We start from the raw sequence: 22,981 nt of genomic DNA, 5'->3' as shown, positions 1-22,981 counted from the left end.
ACTCGAAGATTCTTTATAAGAAAGAGCTAGGACTGCATTAGACTCTGCAAAGAGTGAATACTCATCAAATCTTGTAGGCTAAGATTTAACGCTTAAGATTAGTTAATTGGTGGAGCCTAGCGGGATCGAACCGCTGACCTCAACACTGCCAGTGTTGCGCTCTCCCAGCTGAGCTAAGGCCCCTCACTAACTAAATCACCTTTGAGTGCACTATAAGCATTTGCTACCAGTGTCTCAACTGCGTGGCGCATTCTATGCAGCACACCCAAAAGTGTCAACTCGTTTTTTAGGAATTTATTCTATTTGCTACAAATTCAATCGCTTTGGAGATTCTTTGTTCACAGCGAGCCTTTCCAACCAAGAATAAGGTTAGATCGACAGCTGGTGACATACCCGCGCCTGTAACCGCTACGCGTAAAGGCATTCCCACTTTGCCCATTCCTACCTCTAATTCACTGGCGGTGTCTTCAATTGCTTGATGGATAGCCTCTATACTCCACTCTTCCAGTTGTAATAATTTTGACTGAATAAGTTTAAGAGGCTCCATTGCAACGCCTCGAAGATGCTTCTTAGCTGCGTTTTCGTCAAAGTCGCTAAAGTCTTCAAAGAAGTAACGACTCGATGACGCTAACTCTTTCAGCGTTTTAGCTCGCTCAGAAAGTGCGGTAACCACTTCAGCTAATTTAGGGCCATTACTGGTATCTATATTTTGATCAGCCATGTGCCACTCAAGATGAGAAGCTACATATTCTGGATCCATCTCTTTAATATAATGCTGGTTCAACCAATTCAACTTTTCAGTGTTAAAGGCAGAAGCTGCTTTATTGATATCATCGAGCTTAAAGAGTTGCTTCATTTCATCAATAGAGAAAACTTCTTGATCACCATGAGACCAACCTAAACGAACCAGGTAATTAAGCAGTGCTTCAGGCAAATAGCCATCGTCACGATATTGCATAACGCCAACGGCACCATGACGCTTTGACAACTTAGCACCGTCATCACCTAAAATCATCGCCACATGAGCATATTCAGGGATCGGGGCACCAAGCGCTTTCAAAATGTTGATTTGACGCGGTGTGTTATTGATATGGTCTTCACCACGAACAACACACGTAATACCCATATCCCAGTCATCAACGACAACACAGAAGTTATAAGTAGGTGTACCTTCGGTACGAGCGATGATCAAATCGTCTAACATGCTATTTGATATTTCAATGCGCCCACGTACGTGGTCATTGAAAACAACGCTGCCTTCTGTCGGGTTTTTAAAGCGAATCACAAATGGTTCATCAGTATCACGAGGTGCTTTATAACGACAACAACCATCATACTTCTGTTGTTCACCTTTAGCGGCTTGCTCTTCACGCATAAGTTCAATACGTTCGCGGCTGCAATAGCACTTGTATGCACTACCCTGCTCTAACATTTGCGCGATGATTTCGTTATAACGGTCGAAACGCTTGGTTTGATAGTAAGGACCTTCATCCCAGTTTAAACCTAACCACTCCATCCCTTCTAGAATCGCAGCACATGCTTCTGGTGTAGAACGTTCAATATCTGTATCTTCTACTCGTAATACAAATTCGCCTTGGTTTGCACGTGCATATAACCATGAATAAAGTGCTGTTCGAGCACCACCAACGTGTAGGAAACCAGTAGGGCTTGGTGCAAAACGCGTCTTAATTGTCATAATGGGACACTGACCTAATATAGAAAGTCTAAATAATAGACTGTACCAATGAATGTGGCGCACATTCTAACAGCCAAAGCGGTCAGGGAAAATAGTTCTGCTACTATATGGCAATTTTTGTGGCCGAAATGACACTTTTAAGCACTAGACTGACTTTTATCCGTCTTTAGCCCTCCTTCAATAAAAAATGATTAACTTTATCCTGCACCATTAATCGTTAATCTCCGTAAATTAGATCCGTTTCACTCTCAAAATATACCATTTTCATTCGAACACGCTAATATGATTAAGCCTAAATTTGATCACTTCCCCCAACGCTACGTGACGGAAATGATTAACTATGCTTCAATACGTGCAAAATTGAACCGCGCACCACCTTTTATCTAAAAAAGCGTTGACAGTAGATCGTTCCCCCCTATAATACGGCCCCACGCAGCGAGGTCGATTAGCTCAGCTGGGAGAGCACCTCCCTTACAAGGAGGGGGTCACTGGTTCGAGCCCAGTATCGACCACCATATTTTATTTTGAATAGAATATAGTTGTTAAAATTAGATAAGTCCCAGGTCGATTAGCTCAGCTGGGAGAGCACCTCCCTTACAAGGAGGGGGTCACTGGTTCGAGCCCAGTATCGACCACCATCTAACTAGATGAAGCTTATCTAAAAACAACGTTGTTAAAGTATTCCCAGGTCGATTAGCTCAGCTGGGAGAGCACCTCCCTTACAAGGAGGGGGTCACTGGTTCGAGCCCAGTATCGACCACCATCTTTTTGATGATGTGAATATTTTATTGTAAGAATGCCCAGGTCGATTAGCTCAGCTGGGAGAGCACCTCCCTTACAAGGAGGGGGTCACTGGTTCGAGCCCAGTATCGACCACCATCTTACAAAATTTAAGTTATATCCCAGGTCGATTAGCTCAGCTGGGAGAGCACCTCCCTTACAAGGAGGGGGTCACTGGTTCGAGCCCAGTATCGACCACCATTCTCTTACTAAAGAGAATAACAGTTAGTACAATGAGTAAGTCCCAGGTCGATTAGCTCAGCTGGGAGAGCACCTCCCTTACAAGGAGGGGGTCACTGGTTCGAGCCCAGTATCGACCACCATTCTCTTACTAAAGAGAATAACAGTTAGTACAATGAGTAAGCCCCAGGTCGATTAGCTCAGCTGGGAGAGCACCTCCCTTACAAGGAGGGGGTCACTGGTTCGAGCCCAGTATCGACCACCATTCTCTGCTAAAGAGAATAACAGTTAGTACAATGAGTAAGCCCAGGTCGATTAGCTCAGCTGGGAGAGCACCTCCCTTACAAGGAGGGGGTCACTGGTTCGAGCCCAGTATCGACCACCATTCTCTGCTAAAGAGAATAACAGTTAGTACAATGAATAAGCCCCAGGTCGATTAGCTCAGCTGGGAGAGCACCTCCCTTACAAGGAGGGGGTCACTGGTTCGAGCCCAGTATCGACCACCATTCTCTGCTAAAGAGAATAACAGTTAGTACAATGAGTAAGCCCCAGGTCGATTAGCTCAGCTGGGAGAGCACCTCCCTTACAAGGAGGGGGTCACTGGTTCGAGCCCAGTATCGACCACCATATTTCCCCTCTAGATTCGATGTTACACACCATTTCTTTATCTATTTTTCTTCAGTACTTCCCAATTTCAACTATCCTTTAGTATGTTCTATTTTTGGATGAATCTCATGGCTGACGTTAGTCAATCGGCTTCACTTTCGAGTATTGCCGCCTACTTAAAGCTCACGTATCAATACGATCAACAAACTGCGCTTGTAGAAGCAAAAGAAGTCATGCAAAACTTAGTCAGAATGCGTCAAAAGGGTTTCATTACGGGTTGGTATTTCGACGAGCAAGGTCACCTTGAGTTGCTTCCTAGCGACACTGTGATGCACCAGATAAATCCGACTAAATAATACTCATCAATACCGTTTAGCTCTGCTAGATATATTTGACATATAATCGCTATTTGCTTCAATCATCTGCTGTCTACTTCGATGTAGTAGCGTCGATATTGCAGAAGGCATAAATGAACCATATCGACAAGATATTAAACCGCGATAAATGCTCAAAGGCTTACGCCAACAAGCATAAAAAAGTCACTTTGTCAGAACACCTCATTATCTCACTTCATAAAATGATCTCAGCATATCTAAAAAGCATCACTTAAAATTAGTTGTATTCACTTGAACTCAGGACGCTGATTGTTGATAGCATTTGACCTATAGGGGTTAACTTGCCATCAAAGATGACATCTTTTATCCAGCACGATAATTAATACCAATCGCATTAAGTAAACTTTTTTATTTACTTAACTTGCTGTACATGTAATATTTAGCTATATCATTACCAGATAAAGCTAAATATGAAAAAGATGTCTACTCGCACGACTCAAGCTGAAGCAAAAAAAATACTGATGATCACTTTAATAGTGACGCTTATCAGTGTTGCTGGTATTGCCCTTCCCTACCCCATCTTAGCGCCGCTTTTCGAACAAGGTGAAAGTGCATTAACTCAGTTTCAAGGTCTACCTAAAGAGCTGTTGTTAGGCATCGTATTAGGTGTCTACCCCTTAGGCATTATTATAGGTAGTTCTTTTATTGGTGCTTTATCTGATAGTTACGGTAGGCGTCGCTTATTAACTCTCACCTTAGTGGGCAGTGGTATTGGCTATAGTGCAACCGCTTTCGCTGCACTCTCTGGTAACTTTGCGCTATTTTGTATCGCAAGGCTAATGACCGGTGTGTGCGAAGGCAATATTTCGATTGCCCGTGCAATCGCAGCGGACCTTCACCCTATCATCGATAAAACTCGCAGCTTTTCTCTCATTAGTGCAATGGGCTACGGTGGGTATTTACTAGGTCCTCTGATGGGTGGCTATTTAATTTATTCAGGGATTGAAACGGTATTTATTGTCGCGGCTATTGCATGTTTCTTATGCGCAGGATTAAGTCACTTCCTCATGCCATCAAGCCTAAACGAAACGACCAATGCACCAAGCAATGCTTCAAGCCTTGTACTGCTGCGCCAAGTTGATTTACGCCGTTTTTTTATGCTGTACTTATTGTTAACTATGGGAGTCAATCTCTACTACGAATTCTACCCCCTATTTTTAGTCAGGCAATTCAGCTACACCCCGGTAGATATTAGTTGGGCTACCGTATTCTTAACGGCATGTATGATTTTTACCAGCATTTGGATTAACCCAAAAATTCAGCAAACAATGTCACATGCTAGAGCAGGCTTAATGGGAGTCATTATCTTTGGCTCTGCCCTTACCGCGCTTCCCTTTCTCACCAGCCAGCTATATTTAATTTGTTTCGCACTAATGGGCGCAGGAATAGCCATTTATAACGGTTTCCTGCCAGTGTACTTATCGAATTCATACCACAACAACGCACAGGGACAACTGATGGGAATGTTGGTGACTATATTCTGCTTAGGTAACCTACTCGCTGCGGGACTTGGCAGTATATTGAGTATACTTGATGTGAAATGGGCTTTACTCAGTGGGGCTTTAGTCACATTTTTTGCAGCTGCGGTGTTCTTTCATGGCCATTACCGGGCAAAAATATGGCCACAACCCTCGAGTGCACCAGCTTAAATAAGTTAAGCAGCAATGGGCCATTTATCGAATGGTACCGAGTAACCCAGTACACTTTAGTCGCTGGGTATTTCACATTGTCCCAATCCATAAAGATGGGCTTTAAAAGCAGTTCAGCATAAACCCCGGTATTAATTAATATATGTTAAGCAGTAAATGACACTGGGCTTTTTGCATTCGCAGGCGATATTAACTTATTGACGAGTACAGCCAGTACACTCAAGCAAATCATTGAACCGAATACAACACCTTGCCAACCCCAATGTTGCCAAAAAGGTAACAAATAAGGTCCGCCAATGGCAGCGCCTAGATAGTAACTGCATAAGTACAGCGCTGTGGCTTTTGCACGATGTTGCTTAGCGATAAACGCAACCCAAGCATTACAACTGCTGTGAATAAGAAAAAAACCAAATGAGGAGACTAGAAACCCTATGTAGATGGTAATCACACTATCAAAAAGGGTAAATAGTGTCCCTAGCATTAACGCGAGAACTGACAAACTAAATACACGCTTAATGCCCAGTTTACTAATCCATTTGGCACTACGATACGATGCATATGTACCGCTTGAATAACAAAGGAAGATCAAGGTTACCTCAAAAGGTCCCTGCATGAAGGGGCTCGCCATTAAATGCAGTTGTATATAGCTAAACTGATTGACCATCACCATGAATGCGACGCCACCTACAAGATAAATCAATCTCAACTTTGGGTTAGCTAGATGATGATAAAATCCTTTTAAATCTGATTGCACAGCCAATTTTCCAAGTCCAAGCTTAGGCTTAACAAACTGACTGTCAGGTAACATCGTTGCAGCGAGTATCGTGCCAATGAGCGATAAAGCAGCCAACAGCGCCATTGCCTGATGCCATTGCAAATATTCAGACATCATACCGCCAAGCAACCTACCCGTTATACCACCAACACTGTTCGCTGCAATATAAATGGCCCCCGCTTTTAACAGCACATTGCCACCAAGCTCATCTTTAAAATAAGCCATTGCCATCGCGGGCACTGAAGCGAGTAAAACCCCTTGTACCATTCGCAATGCAACAAGTTGACTGAAATCACCAATAAATATTGCAATTATATCCACAATAACGAGCAGATAAAGGCTAATAATGATCGGGCGTTTACGGCCGATACGATCTGACAGAACTGCAAACAGTAGCAACGAAAATGCCATCGTGAAGCTTGTCACCGATAACAATAAAGTCGCATGTGTTTTTGACACCGAAAATGACTCGGCAATAAGCGGTAGCATTCCCTGAACAAGATACAAATTGATAAAAATAACAATCGAAGCAATAGATAAACCGCCAATTAATTGTAGTTCGCGCTTATCGTTAACCTGCACAGCAGTATTGCTCATAATAATATGACTCTTCACAACGTTGTCTCAGTCCGATGATCATAGCAATGCTAGTTACATAACGATAATAACTAAAAACAGCTCAATTCATTGATTTTTGTTATGGAAAGTTAACTTCAAAATTGGCAGTATAAGCACTCGAGAACAAAACATTTCGTCGTTCCGCCTTAAGTGGGTTTGCTATGGATATAAAACAGTTAAAACATCTTGATGCATTGATAACCTCAGGAAGCTTTACTAAAGCCGCGCAACAATTAAACATAGCGCAACCAGCACTGAGCCAGAGCATAAAAAGGTTAGAAGACTCACTCGGAGTCACCTTAGTAGACAGAGGTGCCCACAAACGCAGTAAGACGCTTTCTTTAACGGCTGAGGGACGTGCACTACATCAACACGCAACGCTTATTATTAAAAATATGGCGCAAGCAGAAGCCCATATCAAAGCAATGGCGAACTTAACCAAAGGCGAGGTGAGAGTAGCTGTTCCTGGTATGCTAGGCTCTTTCTATCTGCCAAGTCGGTTAATGGCTTTTAGGCATCAACATCCGGACTTGAAGTTATCATTATTTGAAGGTGGTACTCGTGACACGTTAAAAATGCTGCTACGAGAAGATGTCGATATCGCCATCATTACCGCCAACGATTTGAACGAAAACTTTGAAAGTCACCTTTTACTGCAAGAACAGATGGTCGTTGCCGTAGGTAAACATCATCCGTTAGCCGATCAAGCTTCCGTGCCCCTTGAACAGTTTTTTCAACACGATTTAGTCCTATTTAAACAGGGATACTTTCATCGAGAATGGATGCTTGCACAGGCTGAGTTATTGGGCCTCAATGCCAGTATTGCGTTTGAAACTAATCTTATCAATCTTATCAAACAAGTGGTTGCCCAAGAGTATGGGATTACCAGTGTTTTAGAGATGGTGATTGAACCGCATGATAATATATTGGCAAAGCCTTTTGAACCGCCAGTGTATTTAGACCTGCATATAGCTTGGAAAAAACAACGCCCAATCAGTAAAGCCGATCGGGCGTTTGTCGAATTCTTAATGCAAAACCGCTAGAAATGGCCGCTAAGCATTAGCCTATACCGCGTCGTGTTGATTCTCGGGAATCGCATCAATAAAAACTTGTTGAGCTAAGCAATGTGCATTAACCCGTACAATATTAGGAAATAACGTCATATCAACGTTAAATCGCTCTGCGTTATAAACTTGCGGCACCAGACATAGGTCAGCTAACGTGATGTTATCGCCAAAACAGAAATCACCACTATATTGTGCCAATTGCTGTTCTAATGCAGCAAACCCCTGATTTACCCAGCTGTGATACCACGCCGTTTTTGCGCTATCGCTAGTCTCTAATTCTGCGGCCAAATACTGCAATACTTTTAAGTTATTCAAAGGATGAATTTCACACGCTACCGTCAGCGCCATCGCTCTTACAATGGCTTTGTCAAAAGCACCGATAGGTAAAAGTGGACTATTGCTATACTTATCTTCAAGGTACTCGATTATCGCAAGTGACTGCGTTAACACCCACTCTTGGCCATCTTCATCTGTTGTCACCAATGTAGGCACCAACTCCTGTGCATTCAAGGCAGTGTATTGAGACTGATGTTGCTCACCACCATTTTTGACTAGATGAACAGAAATTTGCTCAGCAGTTAGTCCTTTGCAATTAAGCGCGATACGCACACGGTAAGCAGCGCTTGAACGCCAGTATCCATATAATTTCATCATTGTTAAATTCCCCATTATATCAATTGCACTGACTCACAAGCGAGCAACCAATATCTCATCAATACGTATTGAGTTGAAGCCTGAGCGCTTCTGTATTAACGACTTATTTAATGCCATTGGTATTATCTAAACCCAACAGCCTAAAAATAAAAAAGAGCTAACTCTTTACGAATTAACTCTTCATGTTGCTAAGTACATCAATGGCTTAGGCTAAAAATCAAGCTTTATACTCAACAACCTGCTGGTCAATTGTGCCAAATATTGAATGCTCATTTTCATCAAGCATTTCAATACGAACACGGTCGCCAAAGCGCATAAATGGCGTCGATGGCTTACCTTCTGCAATGGTTTCAAGCATACGAGTCTCAGCAAGACAGCTTGAGCCAGCACTGCGGTCATAGTTAGAAATCGTTCCAGAACCAATAATGGCACCAGCCCCTAAAGGACGACTCTTAGCCACGTGAGATACCAATTGGCTGAAGTTGAACGTCATGTCGACACCCGCGTTTGGACGACCAAACAGTTCATTATTCAGATGAGTGATTAATGGCAGATGTACTTTACTATCTTGCCACTTGTCGTTTAGCTCATCCGGCGTTACCGCTACAGGTGAAAAACTACTTGAAGGCTTAGCTTGGAAGAAACCAAAACCTTTAGCTAATTCACCTGGGATCAAGTTTCTTAGGGACACATCGTTAACCAGCATTAACAGTTTAATGTGCTTAGTTGCATTTTCTGTTGTAATTCCCATTGGCACATCATCGGTGATCACGGCAATTTCAGATTCAAAATCAATGCCCCACTCTTCACTTGCTAATAGGATGTCGGCTTTAGGTGCAATAAAACAATCTGAGCCACCTTGATAAACTAACGGATCTGTCCAAAATGTTGCTGGCATCTCAGCCCCACGAGCCTTACGTACCAATTCAACATGGTTTACATAAGCACTACAATCGGCCCATTGATAAGCTCTTGGAAGCGGTGATAGGCACTTAGCTTCGTCAAATGCGATTGCGTTATCCATCAAACCTTCGTTCAATGCATCATAAAGCTCAACCAACTGTGGGTTAAGTAGATCCCATGCATCTAGCAACTGCTGCATAGTATGAGCAATAGCGGGCACTGCAACCGCTTTAGTTAGATCTCGGCTAACTAACATTAACTGGCCGTCACGGCGTCCATTATCATAACTTGCTAACTTCATACTCACTCCTAATAAAATGTGGCTAGCTGATTATCCCAGCTTTTGCATGCTGTTTTAAATGGATCAAGCTGACACCTAAATCTACTTTGCATAGAAATATGCATTAACTATGGCAATAGTGGAATAGCGTGAGCCAAATCACATTTATGTAGAATGGCCCCTAGTTTGTAAACATATGATTACAGCCTATATAAAATAGGCTGTAATGGGGGTTATTGATGATTTATCGCTGCTAAAGCAAGCAATGACTGGCAACCCGCTGTTACAAGGTTTTTTGCTTACTTATTTTGTATTCACGCAACTTATTCGCAATAGCAGTGTGAGACACTCCTAACTTTTTAGCTAATTGGCGTGTACTTGGGTAAGCAGGATATAATCGACGCAGTAAACTGGCTTCAAATTGCTTCATCGCTTGTTCAAGGCTGCCCTCGAATTGATGATCAAAATAGCCAAAACCTTCAGCATATGATGGTAATTTAAGCTGGTCTACCGTCAATTCCGCACTGCCATCCCACATTGATACAGCCCTAAAAATGGCATTTTTAAGCTGACGTATATTGCCAGGCCAAGCATAACCCAGCAGATGTTCACGGCACGCACCTGAAATACGACGAATAGGAATAGATAATTGCTGGCTATAATGCTCCAAAAACATTTCTGTCAGTGGAATAACGTCAACTTTTCGCTCGCGCAAAGATGGCACATGAAAGCCTAATACGTGGATACGGTAGTAAAGATCTTCTCTAAATTCACCACTTTGACAAAGTTCAGCTAGATTTTTTTGCGTCGAACAGATAATCCGAACATCACTACGCACCTCTTCATCGCCGCCAACACGTCTAAAGGTACCGTCTTGTAAAAAGCGTAATAACTTAACTTGTGCAGATCGAGACATCTCAGCGATTTCGTCTAAAAAGACCGTTCCGCCTTTGGCTTCTTCAAAAAAGCCGCGTTTAACCACACTGCCATTACTCACATAGCCAAATAACTCTTCTTCGGCTGCGCTGTCTGGCATAGCGGCGCAATTAATCGCAATAAAAGGTTGATCACGGCGCATACTGGCGTCATGACACGCTCGTGACATCAACTCTTTACCGGTCCCTGTTTCGCCGGTGATCAATAATGGCGCGTCTAACTGAGCCATTCTACGGGCCTGCACAAGCACCTCTTTCATCTTATCGCTTGTGGCTAATACATTTTCAAAACCTGCTGTTTGGTTTTGCAACGCATTAAACTGTTTACCTAAACGGGCCGGTGACTTTAAAGACACCACAGCACCAGCAAGAATCGGGTTTTCACTACCGTCCGGTAAATAGATAGGTAACATTTCGGCCAGATATTCGTTCTCACCAATATTGACCCGGGTCGCTTGCGCCAGCACGGTTGATTCACTCAACCAACGGCTAAAATTGAAGCCTTGTACCCAGTGACCAATAGATTCTTCGATGACCTCATGTTCAGCCATACCGATAATATGCAAAGCCGATTCGTTCACAATACGAATACGCCCTTTTATATCGAGGGAAAATACAGAATCAGGCAACGTCTTTAATAAGGTTTTTAACGCGTAATGCTCTTGTTCTGAAGGCATAAAGGAGACGGTTCGTACATCATGTACACCTTCTACTTTGCGGATGAGCGGCAGTAACTCACTGAGCATATCAAAACTAACCTCAGCAAATTGCAGATACAGAAAACCCTGATTGCTAGCATCGATAGCAAACAAGTTGATCCCATAATCTTCCATTATCAATAATATATCTTTCGCTAGACCGACTCGGTCCAAACAGCTGACTTCCAAGCGCATACTATTGCAGTTCCCTTTTCTAAATAATTGTTATTGGGATAAAACTAATTGCATTAACTATTTAATGGCCTTTGAAGCTAATTTAGTGGCAGCATCAATGGACAAACACCGACCCACTTTCGACGAATCGCAGACAATCAAATAGTTAATAAAACTGATAAGAAGCGAGTAACCAGCATTAAGCGACGCTAAGCTCTGATCCAATAAGAAGAACAGATAACTGTTAAGCATATTTCGCCTATACGTTAAAAGGTTATGAGGGTTGTGGCAAGGCTTGTTTACAGCAGATTTGTAACATAAAGAAAAAAGAAGCGTGCCAGCAACGCTGGCACGGCATAAAACTAGTCAGCTAATAATCCATCTGTTTTGGCAGCCATAATAAAATCGTTCTTGTGCAGCCCCTTAATTGAATGAGACCACCATGTCACCGTCACTTTTCCCCACTCGGTCAAAATGCCTGGGTGATGAAATTCAGCCTCAGCAAGATCGGCGAGCTTATTGGTGAACGCCATTGCTAACTTAAAATTCTTAAACTTGTACACACGCTCAAGCTGCATAATGCCGTCACGTACTTCTACAGTCCAGTCAGGGATCATACGTACAAGTTCACCCAGCTCGGCATCACTCACTTTAGGCGCATCTGCTTGACAGGCTTCACACTTCATTTGGGCTAATTCAGTCATTATCTTTCCTTTAATTCTGTAATTTAAATCGTATTTAGCCCGCTTTAGCAGGATACGTTGCTGCAAATAATCCAAGCTGCTGGGCTTTCTTTACTGCGCCCATAATATCCATTTCAGCGATACCATCGAGATCACTAATACTGTTTATTGCATAATAGATGGGTTGCATAATATCGATACGATAAGGGGTTCGCATCACATCGACCAGATCGAACGGTCTAATTTCAGGCTCATTGCCCATCACAAAGAGTGTTTCACCAGGCGAGCTTATAATACCGCCACCATAAATACTCAGGTCATTATTAGTTGCGCGTATGATGCCAAACTCAACAGTAAACCAATAAAGTCGTGCTAAGAAAACACGTTCCTCTCTGCTTGCTGCTAATCCTAATTGGCCATAAAGATGCGAAAAATGGGCAAACGATGGGTTGGTCAGTAATGGACAATGTCCGAATACTTCATGAAAAATATCAGGCTCTTGCAAATAATCGAGTTCTTCACGACTTCGAATAAAGGTCGCTACAGGAAAAGACTTATTCGCTAGCAGTTCAAAAAACTTACCAAAAGAGATAAGCGCCGGTACTGCCGCCGTTTTCCATCCTGTCGTTTCTTGTAGAACAGCATCAATTTCACTTAGCTGCGGGATCCTATCGCTTGGTAATGCCAGGCGCTCAAGTCCATCGATGTAAGCTTGGCATGCACGGCCAGGTAAATTGACAAGCTGTCTTGCATAAAGCTCTTGCCAGATATCATGTTCGTCTTGTGGGTACTGGATACGGCCACTTGCATCAGGCAAGTGAGCGATATACTTCGTTAGTTTGCTCATGGTGATAAAAACACTCGTAACTATTGCCTGCCTCCATAGTTAACCAAACTCGGTTTTTTGTTAACTAGATCACAGTTTATTCTTTACGCGTTACGGCCTACTTAATGTAACGAATAAATTACACACCTCTATCCACGCCAATAAATGCTTTTATTAACAGTGTATTTAATGTACGCCTATGTTTACATCTTGCTTGGATTTATAAAGCCAAACCATAAAATACTTCACTAAAAAGTGTAGAAGGGAGCTTTAACCCTGTACAGCCTTAAATTGCTGAGCAAAGAGCATTAAGGACATTGAATACTCGCTAAACAATATACGATGAAAATATCGCCTTACAAGCGTCAAATTTAATAAATATCAATCAGCAGCGCCAAAATCAAAGCACACATGATATTAATTCAGTATAGAATAGTGATACAGCACTAATCCATTGATAGGAAAAGTAGGAAGATAATGAAACAACATAAGATTCTAAAAGCAGTTATCCCCGTCGCAGGTCTTGGTACACGGATGTTGCCAGCAACAAAAGCGATGCCTAAAGAGATGCTGCCCGTTATGGATAAACCCCTTATCCAATATGTTGTAAAAGAAGCTATCGCAGCGGGGATTAAAGAAATTGTTCTGGTCACCCACGCCAGTAAGAATTCCGTTGAAAACCATTTCGATACCAGTTTTGAGCTTGAAGCGCACCTTGAGCGCCGAGTGAAAAGACAGTTACTAGCAGAAGTGCAATCAATCTGCCCTGCTGATGTGACCATTATCAGTGTGCGTCAGGCACAAGCAAAAGGTTTAGGCCATGCCATTCTTTGCGCTAAAACCATTGTTGGCGATGCCCCTTTTGCAGTGTTATTACCTGACGTTATTGTCGATGACGCCAGCAGTAATTTAGCCAAAGACAATTTGGCACAAATGGTTGCATTATATGACGAAACCGAAGTCGGCCAGATAATGGTTGAAGGCGTGCCACACGATCAAGTCGATCAATACGGTATTGCAGACATTGGTGGCAAAGAGTTAAAACCAGGTCAATCACTTCCGCTTACCCAATTAGTTGAAAAACCAGATGTTGATGACGCACCGTCTAATTTGGGTGTCGTTGGCCGTTACGTCCTTCCAGCTGACATTTGGAAGTACCTAGCAAAGACTCCAGCGGGTGCTGGTGACGAGATTCAATTAACCGATGCGATTGCCATGCTAATGGAAAATCAAACGGTTAATGCCTATTACATGCAAGGTAAAAGTCATGACTGCGGTAATAAGTTGGGCTATATGAAAGCCAACGTAGAGCATGCACTGCGCCATAAAGATATTGGCCCAGAGTTTGCCAAGTATTTAAAAGACATAGTGAAAAGTCTTTAATACTTATTTCACTTCATGAGTAAAAAAACAAAGTAGTAAAGGATATTAAGATGACAATTTTGGTAACAGGTGGTGCTGGTTATATCGGCACGCATACAGTAGTCGAACTGCTTAACAGCGGCAGCGATGTAGTGATCGTCGACAATCTAAGTAACTCTTGTGTCACTGCATTAGAGCGCGTCGAGACAATCACGGGTAAATCGGTAACCTTTTGCCAAGGCGACATTCTGAATAAACCTTTTCTACAAAAGGTGTTTACCGACCATGAAATTGAGTCTGTCATTCATTTTGCAGGCTTTAAAGCGGTTGGTGAATCTGTAGAGCAACCGCTTCGTTACTATGAAAACAACGTTACTGGCACCATTGTTTTATGCCAAGTAATGCACGAGTTTAACGTCAAGAATTTAGTCTTTAGCTCTTCCGCAACGGTTTATGGCGATCCAGCATCCTTGCCGATAACGGAAGATTTCCCAACCAGTGCCACTAACCCTTATGGGCAATCTAAATTGATGGTTGAACATATACTCACTGACCTACACTACTCAGATCCGAGTTGGAATATTGCCCTACTAAGGTACTTTAATCCTGTTGGCGCTCACGACAGTGGTTTGATTGGTGAAGATCCAAATGATATTCCCAATAACCTAATGCCGTTCATTACCCAAGTCGCGGTAGGAAAACGAGAGCAACTCAGTGTATTTGGTAATGATTACGATACCGTTGATGGCACTGGTGTGCGTGATTACATCCACGTGGTTGACTTAGCTATTGGTCATTTAAGAGCACTTGATAAACTCCGCACCCAGCCGGGTCTAGTGACTTATAACCTCGGCACTGGTCAAGGCTATAGTGTGCTAGAAATGGTTAAAGCATTTGAAAAAGCCAGCGGCACCGTCATAAAATATCAATTGGTTGCAAGGCGAGCCGGCGATATAGCCGCTTGTTATGCTAATCCACAAAAAGCCTTAACGGAGCTTAATTGGCAGGCAACGCATAATATTGATGATATGGCACAAAGTAGTTGGCATTGGCAGTCAAGTAACCCTAATGGCTATAGCAGCTAAGCAAACAATACGTTTAGTTAGTTGTGCATTAACGCACTATCGACATAACCAAGAGTACAGCGGATGAACAGTATCAATCAAAGTCGACGTCGTCTTTTTAATCGTAAAAAGAATGATGCTGTTCATCTTCCTTGGGTGAAAAAAGACATCGAGTTTACCGATGAATGCACCCGCTGCAATAAATGTATTCAAGCGTGTGAAACCAACATCATCATCAAAGGTGATGGTGGTTTTCCCGAAGTCGATTTTAACATCGATGAATGTACTTTCTGTCAGCGCTGCGTTGATGTTTGCCCAGAACCTTTATTTACCGACACCAGCGCTGCGCCTTGGGAAGTCACCGCCTCAATACAAGACACTTGTATGGCCTATCAAGGCATATGGTGCCAAAGCTGTAAAGACGCTTGTGATGTAAGCGCTATTAGCTTTACCATGGCGATAGGTAAAGCGCCTCAACCTAACATCGATGTTGATGCTTGCACGGGTTGCGGTGCCTGCGTTGCGCCTTGTCCATCAAATGCAATATTGATTAAGATCTAATTAACACGGATATTTTTCATACTAATATCCCTTGCCATAAATCCTTTTCTCCAATGAACACTAAAGCTTAGCCCTCTCCCATGCTGTAGAGCCAAAATAATGACAGCGAGTGCCAAATATAAGTGGTTTTTAAATGTTTTTTTTCAAGGTAACATCAAGCTACCTTGACTAACAGCGACGCATTTATGTTTAAAAGAAAAAGAAGCGGTGGGCTCACTTATATTGCCCAAGGAACCAAACTGACGGGAGAAAGTGAATTCAGCGCCGAGGCATTAGTCTCTGGTGAAGTTTATGGTGACATCCAATCCACAAGTAACATCACCATTGAACAAGATGGCCTAATCGATGGCGTATTGAATTGCCAAGAACTGCGAGTATCAGGCACCTTTCGTGGCAAATTAAACTGCAATAAGCTCAATATAACCAGTACTGGAGTTGTTGACGGTGAAGTGGCTTGTCAATCGATGGAAATTTTTGAAGGCGGCCAGTTTATAGGAATGCGTGTTCGTGACGAAATAGCCTTTTTACCCGCCTCTTCAGTAGACAAACAAGAAGCCGTTAAACCAGCACAAATTGAAGATGCACAATTATCCACTAGCTGATGATGAGCTAAGAACTAAGTTTATAAAACAACAAGGCTTTATAAACTTAGTTTTTATATTATTAGTTGTTTTAGCTCTATCCTTTTATAGATTGAATATTTATCCGCTTCAATTAGCTCTATTGACCAAAGCCAACCTTTGATACTCGCGCAGTAGCGCCATAAACTCGTCCGCAGGCCTATCTAAAGCATCTGTAGCGATATAAAGATGAAAACCTAAATGACTGCCCAATATACGGCATCGATGGCCAAACATAGCCAGTACGCCTTTATAACGACTATCGTCTTCAATAAAAGGGGTGAACTCTTCACTCATTTGGTTTTCTAATGTCGATAGATCTTCATCTTGCGCCGACGCAGTCATCAATAGCGGCCTTTGCTCGGTCAGCAACCCCGAAGCTAAGCGCAATGAGATGCAGTCTAAGATTGGACCTATTAATTTAAGTTTTATCCCTACATAGGGCAAAGTGAGTGTCTCCACGCCTTGAATCACCCTTGGCTGATCAAACCTTTGAATATTATCCCAATCTATTTTAACCTCACCACGGCGATGAAAGTAGCGGATCCCATCGGGATCAATACTTACCGTCACTTCAGGCTCAAATATCTTAGAGACACCTAGCACCGCTGAAATAGCACCAAAAGCGAAACATACAATACCAGGTGCAAATAGATGGCTGCCGTTAATAAAGAGTCCTATCCCGATAGTAAGCCCAGTGATACCGGCAAACGTCAGCGTAAATCCATTACGTTTATTCTCGGGTTTAATGAGCAGCGGTTCTAAATTCAATACTTCCAAAGTGGTGTCTACTATAAGTTGATTAACATAAAATGACTTTAGAGCCATCTGTGGCTCGTCGGGATGACGAGTAACAATCTCGCCAAAATATCAGGCCTTAATATTCACTCCCGACACTAAGATGAGTAGCCTTACTATGGATTACATCGCGACTCAAATTACACGCTTTAGTTTAAACCAAAGTAAACCGAGATACTCGTGGATAGCACGCTGTGACGATAACAAACTTTTGGCATCAAAATACCACCAATAGGTTTTTCGTTGAGCGAAATCCGTCGGCGCAGCTGTTACATTTAATCCTGCATGTTCAAATATCGCCATAGAACGCGGCATATGACTTGCTGAGGTCACCAAGCGAAAAGGCGCATCCACCACTTCCCATTGCATATACTGTGCTTCTTCTATGGTGTCTTTTGCTAGCGGAAACTTAATAATAGAATTTGGGTTGACTCCAAGCTCTACCGCAGCATCAAACATAACATCGGCATGGGCTCTTTTGTTAGTCCCTCCGCTCCAGCCGCTGACCACCAGCTTACAGTCTTCACCTAAAGAGAGTTGTCTTATCCCTTCACTCAAACGGGCCAATGCAGTATTTGATAACTGTTGCACCGCAGTATGATTGTCAGCCTCGTCATGACCGCTGCCTAACACCATCACTAAGCAACCTTTACCTATAGGCTCATTATTCACAGGGTACTTATCTTCTAGCGGGGCTAATAGTGTGTTGCTGCCCATACTGCTGCACAGAATAATTAATATCCCCCCCGCCATCGCTAACAGGCTTTTTGCTAACTTTCGATTACGGATCACAACAAAACTAAGGACAATAAAGATGATCACCAAGGGCACTGGCATAAATAGCTGAGAAACGATCTTCTTTAACAAAAACATGAGATAAAACCAGAAAGGATTGAACAGAACTGTAAGCTTAGCATGCTTCTCAAGTGGTAAGGTTAGCGATTATTCTTGGCCGTCACCTTCAAAAAGGCAACATAAAGCATGTAGTAAGAGATAAAAAAGCCATATATTCGATATGACTTCGTCGTGAGCTTTGGCGGTAAAACATCGCGCGCTCTATATCTCGTGCTTGCTCCAAAGCCAAGCTGCACCACGAACGCCAGATGATCCGCCATACATATTTTGCACTACAGGCGTTCGACATTCACCGCCAAGCACATATTTAGATAGCATATCTGGCAGCAATGGATAGAGTGCTTCAATATTAGAGACACCACCACCAAGCACTATCACATCAGGGTCTAAAATATTAATCACATGGGCCAGTGAACGCGCTAACCTATCGATGTACCGCTCAAATGCCTCTTTAGCAAGTACCTCTCCGGTTTCAACTCTTGCAGCGATTTCAATTCCGCTTGTCGCATCGCCGCCCGCCTGCTTATAGTCACGTACAAATCCGGTACCAGAGATAAAGGTTTCAATACAGTTTCGATTACCACAAAAACAAAGGGTCGAATTAAACTCATCAGCACTCATCCATGGCAGAGGATTATGCCCCCATTCACCACCAATGCCATTACCGCCACCATGAACTTTACCATTGATGGCAAGCCCTCCTCCGCAACCAGTACCAATAATTACGCCAAAAACAACACCTTTACCGGCTGCTGCGCCATCCATAGCTTCAGACACAGCAAAGCAATTAGCATCATTAGCAACTCGCACCTCTCGGTCGAGGCGTTGACCTAAATCGGCATCCAGTGGATGGCCATTGATCCAAGTTGAATTGGCATTTTTTACTAAACCAGAATAAGGTGATACCACACCTGGGATCCCCACACCAACAGTGCCAGTTTCGCCAAGTTGAGACTCGGCTTCATTAATCAAGGCTTCTATCGCATCTAAGGTCGCCACATACTCTTTGGGCGTAGGGACACGTTTACGAAAAAGCTCTTCGCCTTCGTGGTTCAATGCAACCAACTCAATTTTTGTACCACCAAGATCGACGCCAATCCGTAACATTTAACCCTCTCTCATAATCGTAGTGATCATCATTCTAATGATGATATTGAGGCAACATGCATTAGTGCACAAAACCCTTAAGCCTATCTTATTGAACGCTATTGTTTACACTCTAATACTTAAAAGCTAACCCTCAAACATATGACTTAAACACTCATGTTTAAATCATATTACCTAGACCCAGTGCGGCGCATAAGCAATAAAGTATGGATTCAAAATATCTGACTTTTGGTTGTAATCCAGTGCGGTTTCACTGCCATATTGCAGCACTTTTCCACCAGCACTCTCTAACACGGCTTGGGCCGCTGCAGTATCCCACTCGCTCGTCAGACCTAATCGTGGATATATATCAGCTTCGCCTTCAGCCAGTAAACAGAACTTAAGTGAACTGCCCACACTCTTCATTTCATGCTCGCCAAGTGCTTGCAAATAAGTCTGTAAACCTGGACTAATATGCGAGCGGCTGCCGACAACCCGTGGCACGGTTTGTTTATCCAAGTCTATTTTAACCAGTGGTCGTTGTGTGCCTGCTTGTTTCAACCAAGCACCACCATCATGACTGCCAAAGTAACATTTATCTAAAACAGGAGCATAAACAACACCTGCTATCGCTCGCCCTTGATGAATAAAGGCGATGTTAACGGTAAACTCACCATTTCGTTTTATAAATTCTTTGGTACCATCCAATGGATCTATTAACCAGTAAGACTGCCATTGCTTTCTTTCATCCCATGCTATGGTAGTTGACTCTTCAGACATAACCGGAATATTCGGCGTTAGCTTAGCAAGTGCGGCAACGATAACGTTATGACTTGCTAGATCGGCGGCGGTAACAGGGCTATCATCCGATTTAACATCAATAGTAAAATCATCTGTCGCATAAACCGTCATAATTGCATCACCTGCAGCGACAGCAATATCGACTATTGATTCCAACCAAACGGGATTGAAAATAGCTGTTTTACGGTTGCGTTGTTCTGCTGACGTTTCTGTTTCAATCCGACTCAAGGTGCTCTCTCTTATGCTTAATATTCCCAGCCGACCATTATGCCATCGACCCAAAACAAAATTTAATAACCAATTGCTCAATCTCGGTCTAAAAGATACTAAGCCAGTCTCATAAACAAAAAAAGTGTTAGCGCTATGTTGCATTCGTATTCAATCGCTTTATTCAAATTACATCTCGCGATACCTGCCATTTATCGCCACATCAAGCTTAATAGCAAACTCGCCTGTTGGACTTAGCATCATTTTGCCACCCGCTTTTGATACTTGTAACTCAATGCCATCATAAATTGAGCTGCCACCATGAAAATCAGCAAGTTAGCATACAACTGAATTATCGAGACCTCGCTTTTGGGGGCGATAAATCAAATAATTGATTAGCGTTTGACGCCTTACTGGGCTCTAGTTTGGACGACATTCATTTGCGATCTACTTTTACACTAAAGTAAATTTATTCTTGCGGATATAACTCGCACAGTAAACCGGTGATCCATTGATGAGTCTGAGTTTGGCTTGAACGTTGATGCCATGCGGCCACAACCTCAAAATGGGGTAATGGCTCAGGTAATGCGACTTCAACTAATTTATCATTTGGTAACATACGTGATGGTAAAAATGCCAAAATCCCCATTGCCTCGATGCAATCTGGCGCGGCTGAAAAACTCGGTAATGACATAATTATATTACGCTGGAAACCCTTGGCAGCGAACCATTCGTCTGCGGAGCCCTTTAGGCTTGCGCGTGAAGGTGAAATAACTAATTGTGGCGCTGCAGCGATTTCTTTTAAACTAAGCCCCTGATACTTATCAGCAATGCCCTTAGCGGCAACACAAACATGACGTTCTTCATACAGTAACATTGAAGGGCAAGTTATCGGAATAAACGCTGGGAAGGTTAATGCTAAATCAATCTCACCTGTGGCCATTAGCTGATTTAAATTATCAGATTCAAATCGACGAATGATTATTTTTAAATGCGGGGCCTGCAGTCTAATTTCCACCAGTAAAGACGGTAAAACAGCGCGCATCGCATAATCTGAGGCACTGATTTTATAGACCCCATTTAAGCGTTGTGGGTCAAACTCAGCCACTTCAGTTAATTCACCAATGGCCATTAATATCTGTTGAACTTTAGGGGCTAACTCTTGCGCTTTTGGGGTTGGAACAACACCATGACTGCTACGAATGAATAACCGATCTTGGAATATATCGCGGAGTTTTTTCAGTTGTTCACTCACCGCTTGCTGGGTGATCCCTAACTTAACCGCTGCCTTAGTTAAGCTATGTAATTGTAATAGTGCCGCTAACACCCTTAATTGTTTTATTTCCAGCTTACTGATATCAGCCATACTTGTTTCTCATACACACTTTACTTGATTTTCATTGTACCTAAGCAAGGATATAGTTCAACTCATTCGCCACACCATGATAAAGACCCTAATGAACAATGACATTTTATTCACGCCAACTAAACTCGGCGATCACGTTTTAAAAAACCGTATTGTAATGCCACCATTAACCCGTTCACGTAGTACCCAGCCTCACAATATTCCAAATGAATTAATGGCTAAGTACTATACGCAACGCGCTTCTGCGGGGTTTATGGTCACCGAAGGCACTCAAATTGAACCTCGTGGTCAAGGTTATGCATGGACACCGGGGATTTACTCAGATGAACAAATCGAAGGTTGGAAAATAGTCACTAAATCGGTGCATGATGCCGGCGGTATTATCTTTGCTCAGCTTTGGCACGTTGGCCGTGTTTCACATACCAGCTTGCAACCCGATGGCGCAGCACCAATCGCCCCCTCTGCAATCAGAGCGGATAATGTAAAAGTGTTCATTGAAACAGGTCCTGGTGAAGGGGCATTAGCAGATCCAAGCATGCCACGTGAACTATCAACTCCTGAAGTAAAAGAACTTGTCGCCCTTTATGCTCAAGCTGCTCGCAATGCCATGGCTGCCGGTTTTGATGGTGTTGAATTACACTGTGCCAACGGTTATTTAGTGAATCAATTTATTTCTGAGCACAGTAATAAACGATCTGATGAATACGGCGGAAGTTTAGAAAACCGTTTACGATTCTTAAAAGAAATCACTCAGGCAGTTGCAGATGAAGTGGGTAAAGAGCATGTAGGCGTTCGATTTGCACCACTGTTTGCCACTACTGACGATGTGCGTGTTTATCTTGGTTTAGTTGAAGAAAATCCACATAAAACTTATATCGAAGCCATTAAAACTATCGAAAGTATCGGTATTGGTTACCTGTCCTTGGCAGAAGCTGATTGGGAAAATGCACCTGATTTACCTGACGCTTTCTATAAAGACGTTCGTGACACATTTTCGGGCATCATCATGTATGCAGGTAAGTACTCGGTAGAAAAAGCCAAGCACATCCTTAATCTTGGTTACGGTGATATATTTGGTTTTGGTCGTCCCTTTATTGCTAACCCTGATTTGCCCGCTCGCATCAAGAATGAGTGGTCATTCAATGATGCGGACTCGACAACCATGTACGGTGGTACAGAAGTGGGCTATGCCGATTACACTGAATACTCAGCTTAACCCCAAATCAAAACAATCTGCTAAATGAGCCTAAAGCCGATCGTTTAAGAATACTTGAACCATGCTGCGGACAGATCATAACCCTCAATATTACTGATAATATTGAGGGTTTATCGGTTATTTTAA

20 protein-coding genes and 11 tRNA genes are annotated in these 22,981 nt (G+C 42.8%); 18 read left to right on the top strand and 13 right to left on the bottom strand.

Annotated elements, in window-relative coordinates:
* Window positions 1–107 precede the first annotated feature (107 nt).
* Both CXF86_RS05735 and gltX read right to left on the bottom strand, forming a co-directional pair.
* A tRNA-Ala gene (locus tag CXF86_RS05735) sits at window positions 108–183 on the bottom strand.
* Between the two features lie 103 nt (window positions 184–286).
* Window positions 287–1,696, bottom strand: coding sequence for a glutamate--tRNA ligase (gene gltX, locus CXF86_RS05730; RefSeq protein WP_102038571.1), 1,410 nt, complete (start codon window positions 1,694–1,696; stop codon window positions 287–289).
* Between the two features lie 439 nt (window positions 1,697–2,135).
* On the opposite strand from gltX, the gene CXF86_RS05725 reads away from it, so the two are divergent.
* The 12 genes from CXF86_RS05725 (at window position 2,136) to CXF86_RS05670 (ending at window position 5,306) form a co-directional block, all read left to right on the top strand.
* Window positions 2,136–2,211: transfer RNA gene (locus CXF86_RS05725), tRNA-Val, on the top strand.
* 47 nt (window positions 2,212–2,258) lie between these two features.
* Window positions 2,259–2,334: transfer RNA gene (locus CXF86_RS05720), tRNA-Val, on the top strand.
* Window positions 2,335–2,383: 49 nt separating this feature from the next.
* A tRNA-Val gene (locus CXF86_RS05715) sits at window positions 2,384–2,459 on the top strand.
* 40 nt (window positions 2,460–2,499) lie between these two features.
* Window positions 2,500–2,575, top strand: a tRNA-Val gene (locus tag CXF86_RS05710).
* Between the two features lie 26 nt (window positions 2,576–2,601).
* A tRNA-Val gene (locus CXF86_RS05705) sits at window positions 2,602–2,677 on the top strand.
* 46 nt (window positions 2,678–2,723) lie between these two features.
* Window positions 2,724–2,799, top strand: a tRNA-Val gene (locus tag CXF86_RS05700).
* A 46-nt stretch (window positions 2,800–2,845) separates the two neighbouring features.
* Window positions 2,846–2,921, top strand: a tRNA-Val gene (locus CXF86_RS05695).
* A gap of 44 nt (window positions 2,922–2,965) precedes the next feature.
* Window positions 2,966–3,041: transfer RNA gene (locus CXF86_RS05690), tRNA-Val, on the top strand.
* Between the two features lie 45 nt (window positions 3,042–3,086).
* A tRNA-Val gene (locus tag CXF86_RS05685) sits at window positions 3,087–3,162 on the top strand.
* Window positions 3,163–3,207: 45 nt separating this feature from the next.
* Window positions 3,208–3,283, top strand: a tRNA-Val gene (locus tag CXF86_RS05680).
* Between the two features lie 107 nt (window positions 3,284–3,390).
* Window positions 3,391–3,618 carry a hypothetical protein gene (locus CXF86_RS05675; RefSeq protein ID WP_101089292.1) on the top strand — a complete coding sequence of 76 codons (228 nt, stop codon included), beginning with the start codon at window positions 3,391–3,393 and terminating at the stop codon, window positions 3,616–3,618.
* Window positions 3,619–4,067: 449 nt separating this feature from the next.
* Window positions 4,068–5,306 carry an MFS transporter gene (locus tag CXF86_RS05670; protein WP_101089293.1) on the top strand — a complete coding sequence of 413 codons (1,239 nt, stop codon included), beginning with the start codon at window positions 4,068–4,070 and terminating at the stop codon, window positions 5,304–5,306.
* Window positions 5,307–5,451: 145 nt separating this feature from the next.
* Here CXF86_RS05670 and CXF86_RS05665 read toward each other — a convergent pair whose 3' ends face one another.
* Window positions 5,452–6,678 (bottom strand): MFS transporter, encoded by a 1,227-nt coding sequence (locus CXF86_RS05665; RefSeq protein ID WP_102038570.1) that lies wholly within the window; start codon window positions 6,676–6,678, stop codon window positions 5,452–5,454.
* Window positions 6,679–6,860: 182 nt separating this feature from the next.
* Here CXF86_RS05665 and CXF86_RS05660 point away from each other — a divergent pair, with 182 nt between their 5' ends.
* Window positions 6,861–7,742, top strand: coding sequence for a LysR family transcriptional regulator (locus tag CXF86_RS05660; protein ID WP_101089295.1), 882 nt, complete (start codon window positions 6,861–6,863; stop codon window positions 7,740–7,742).
* 21 nt (window positions 7,743–7,763) lie between these two features.
* On the opposite strand, the gene maiA is transcribed toward CXF86_RS05660, so the two are convergent.
* From maiA to phhA, 5 genes are all read right to left on the bottom strand, one after another.
* Complete coding sequence (maiA, locus tag CXF86_RS05655) at window positions 7,764–8,417, bottom strand: maleylacetoacetate isomerase (protein ID WP_101089334.1); 654 nt, start codon at window positions 8,415–8,417, stop codon at window positions 7,764–7,766.
* Between the two features lie 220 nt (window positions 8,418–8,637).
* Window positions 8,638–9,624 (bottom strand): fumarylacetoacetate hydrolase family protein, encoded by a 987-nt coding sequence (locus tag CXF86_RS05650; RefSeq protein ID WP_102038569.1) that lies wholly within the window; start codon window positions 9,622–9,624, stop codon window positions 8,638–8,640.
* 262 nt (window positions 9,625–9,886) lie between these two features.
* Window positions 9,887–11,431: a transcriptional regulator TyrR gene (gene tyrR / locus CXF86_RS05645; RefSeq protein WP_101089297.1), complete on the bottom strand. Its 1,545-nt coding sequence runs from the start codon at window positions 11,429–11,431 to the stop codon at window positions 9,887–9,889.
* A gap of 341 nt (window positions 11,432–11,772) precedes the next feature.
* On the bottom strand, window positions 11,773–12,114 hold the full coding sequence (locus CXF86_RS05640) for a 4a-hydroxytetrahydrobiopterin dehydratase (RefSeq protein ID WP_101089298.1): 342 nt from the start codon (window positions 12,112–12,114) through the stop codon (window positions 11,773–11,775).
* Between the two features lie 34 nt (window positions 12,115–12,148).
* Window positions 12,149–12,940 (bottom strand): phenylalanine 4-monooxygenase, encoded by a 792-nt coding sequence (gene phhA, locus CXF86_RS05635; protein WP_101089335.1) that lies wholly within the window; start codon window positions 12,938–12,940, stop codon window positions 12,149–12,151.
* Window positions 12,941–13,396: 456 nt separating this feature from the next.
* Between phhA and galU the strand changes: the two genes are divergently transcribed.
* The 4 genes from galU to CXF86_RS05615 all read left to right on the top strand — a co-directional run bounded on the left by galU (window position 13,397) and on the right by CXF86_RS05615 (window position 16,508).
* Window positions 13,397–14,302, top strand: coding sequence for a UTP--glucose-1-phosphate uridylyltransferase GalU (gene galU, locus CXF86_RS05630; protein WP_101089299.1), 906 nt, complete (start codon window positions 13,397–13,399; stop codon window positions 14,300–14,302).
* 50 nt (window positions 14,303–14,352) lie between these two features.
* On the top strand, window positions 14,353–15,366 hold the full coding sequence (gene galE / locus CXF86_RS05625) for a UDP-glucose 4-epimerase GalE (RefSeq protein ID WP_101089300.1): 1,014 nt from the start codon (window positions 14,353–14,355) through the stop codon (window positions 15,364–15,366).
* A 63-nt stretch (window positions 15,367–15,429) separates the two neighbouring features.
* Window positions 15,430–15,906 carry a ferredoxin-type protein NapF gene (napF, locus tag CXF86_RS05620; RefSeq protein ID WP_102038568.1) on the top strand — a complete coding sequence of 159 codons (477 nt, stop codon included), beginning with the start codon at window positions 15,430–15,432 and terminating at the stop codon, window positions 15,904–15,906.
* A 185-nt stretch (window positions 15,907–16,091) separates the two neighbouring features.
* Window positions 16,092–16,508, top strand: coding sequence for a bactofilin family protein (locus tag CXF86_RS05615; RefSeq protein ID WP_102038567.1), 417 nt, complete (start codon window positions 16,092–16,094; stop codon window positions 16,506–16,508).
* Window positions 16,509–16,616: 108 nt separating this feature from the next.
* Here CXF86_RS05615 and CXF86_RS05610 read toward each other — a convergent pair whose 3' ends face one another.
* The 5 genes from CXF86_RS05610 to CXF86_RS05590 form a co-directional block, all read right to left on the bottom strand.
* The gene (locus CXF86_RS05610) at window positions 16,617–17,354 is read right to left on the bottom strand and encodes a DUF2982 domain-containing protein (RefSeq protein ID WP_180961022.1); all 738 of its coding nucleotides are present in this window, start codon (window positions 17,352–17,354) and stop codon (window positions 16,617–16,619) included.
* Between the two features lie 105 nt (window positions 17,355–17,459).
* Window positions 17,460–18,197: a YdcF family protein gene (locus CXF86_RS05605; protein ID WP_102038566.1), complete on the bottom strand. Its 738-nt coding sequence runs from the start codon at window positions 18,195–18,197 to the stop codon at window positions 17,460–17,462.
* 183 nt (window positions 18,198–18,380) lie between these two features.
* Complete coding sequence (gene mak, locus CXF86_RS05600; protein WP_102038565.1) at window positions 18,381–19,286, bottom strand: fructokinase; 906 nt, start codon at window positions 19,284–19,286, stop codon at window positions 18,381–18,383.
* Between the two features lie 174 nt (window positions 19,287–19,460).
* The gene (gene cysQ, locus CXF86_RS05595; RefSeq protein WP_232775183.1) at window positions 19,461–20,240 is read right to left on the bottom strand and encodes a 3'(2'),5'-bisphosphate nucleotidase CysQ; all 780 of its coding nucleotides are present in this window, start codon (window positions 20,238–20,240) and stop codon (window positions 19,461–19,463) included.
* Between the two features lie 502 nt (window positions 20,241–20,742).
* Window positions 20,743–21,639 carry a LysR family transcriptional regulator gene (locus CXF86_RS05590; RefSeq protein WP_102038563.1) on the bottom strand — a complete coding sequence of 299 codons (897 nt, stop codon included), beginning with the start codon at window positions 21,637–21,639 and terminating at the stop codon, window positions 20,743–20,745.
* A gap of 91 nt (window positions 21,640–21,730) precedes the next feature.
* On the opposite strand from CXF86_RS05590, the gene CXF86_RS05585 reads away from it, so the two are divergent.
* Window positions 21,731–22,855, top strand: coding sequence for an alkene reductase (locus tag CXF86_RS05585; protein WP_374702325.1), 1,125 nt, complete (start codon window positions 21,731–21,733; stop codon window positions 22,853–22,855).
* Window positions 22,856–22,981: the final 126 nt, after the last annotated feature.

The organism is Shewanella sp. GutCb (assembly GCF_002836135.1).
GTDB lineage: Bacteria > Pseudomonadota > Gammaproteobacteria > Enterobacterales > Shewanellaceae > Shewanella.
Note: the sequence above shows the minus strand (reverse complement) of the source record. Positions and strands in the feature narration are given on the sequence as shown.

Bases quoted from the DNA above. Each gene is read 5' to 3' on its own strand.
- CXF86_RS05670 (WP_101089293.1), top strand. From the start codon at position 4,068: ATGAAAAAGATGTCTACTCGCACGACTCAAGCTGAAGCAAAAAAAATA.
- CXF86_RS05660 (WP_101089295.1), top strand. From the start codon at position 6,861: ATGGATATAAAACAGTTAAAACATCTTGATGCATTGATAACCTCAGGA.
- CXF86_RS05605 (WP_102038566.1), bottom strand. From the start codon at position 18,197: ATGTTTTTGTTAAAGAAGATCGTTTCTCAGCTATTTATGCCAGTGCCC.
- tyrR (WP_101089297.1), bottom strand. From the start codon at position 11,431: ATGCGCTTGGAAGTCAGCTGTTTGGACCGAGTCGGTCTAGCGAAAGAT.
- CXF86_RS05665 (WP_102038570.1), bottom strand. From the start codon at position 6,678: ATGAGCAATACTGCTGTGCAGGTTAACGATAAGCGCGAACTACAATTA.
- CXF86_RS05585 (WP_374702325.1), top strand. From the start codon at position 21,731: ATGAACAATGACATTTTATTCACGCCAACTAAACTCGGCGATCACGTT.
- phhA (WP_101089335.1), bottom strand. From the start codon at position 12,940: ATGAGCAAACTAACGAAGTATATCGCTCACTTGCCTGATGCAAGTGGC.
- napF (WP_102038568.1), top strand. From the start codon at position 15,430: ATGAACAGTATCAATCAAAGTCGACGTCGTCTTTTTAATCGTAAAAAG.
- CXF86_RS05640 (WP_101089298.1), bottom strand. From the start codon at position 12,114: ATGACTGAATTAGCCCAAATGAAGTGTGAAGCCTGTCAAGCAGATGCG.
- CXF86_RS05615 (WP_102038567.1), top strand. From the start codon at position 16,092: ATGTTTAAAAGAAAAAGAAGCGGTGGGCTCACTTATATTGCCCAAGGA.
- maiA (WP_101089334.1), bottom strand. From the start codon at position 8,417: ATGAAATTATATGGATACTGGCGTTCAAGCGCTGCTTACCGTGTGCGT.
- galE (WP_101089300.1), top strand. From the start codon at position 14,353: ATGACAATTTTGGTAACAGGTGGTGCTGGTTATATCGGCACGCATACA.
- CXF86_RS05650 (WP_102038569.1), bottom strand. From the start codon at position 9,624: ATGAAGTTAGCAAGTTATGATAATGGACGCCGTGACGGCCAGTTAATG.
- galU (WP_101089299.1), top strand. From the start codon at position 13,397: ATGAAACAACATAAGATTCTAAAAGCAGTTATCCCCGTCGCAGGTCTT.
- CXF86_RS05675 (WP_101089292.1), top strand. From the start codon at position 3,391: ATGGCTGACGTTAGTCAATCGGCTTCACTTTCGAGTATTGCCGCCTAC.
- mak (WP_102038565.1), bottom strand. From the start codon at position 19,286: ATGTTACGGATTGGCGTCGATCTTGGTGGTACAAAAATTGAGTTGGTT.
- gltX (WP_102038571.1), bottom strand. From the start codon at position 1,696: ATGACAATTAAGACGCGTTTTGCACCAAGCCCTACTGGTTTCCTACAC.
- CXF86_RS05610 (WP_180961022.1), bottom strand. From the start codon at position 17,354: ATGGCTCTAAAGTCATTTTATGTTAATCAACTTATAGTAGACACCACT.
- CXF86_RS05590 (WP_102038563.1), bottom strand. From the start codon at position 21,639: ATGGCTGATATCAGTAAGCTGGAAATAAAACAATTAAGGGTGTTAGCG.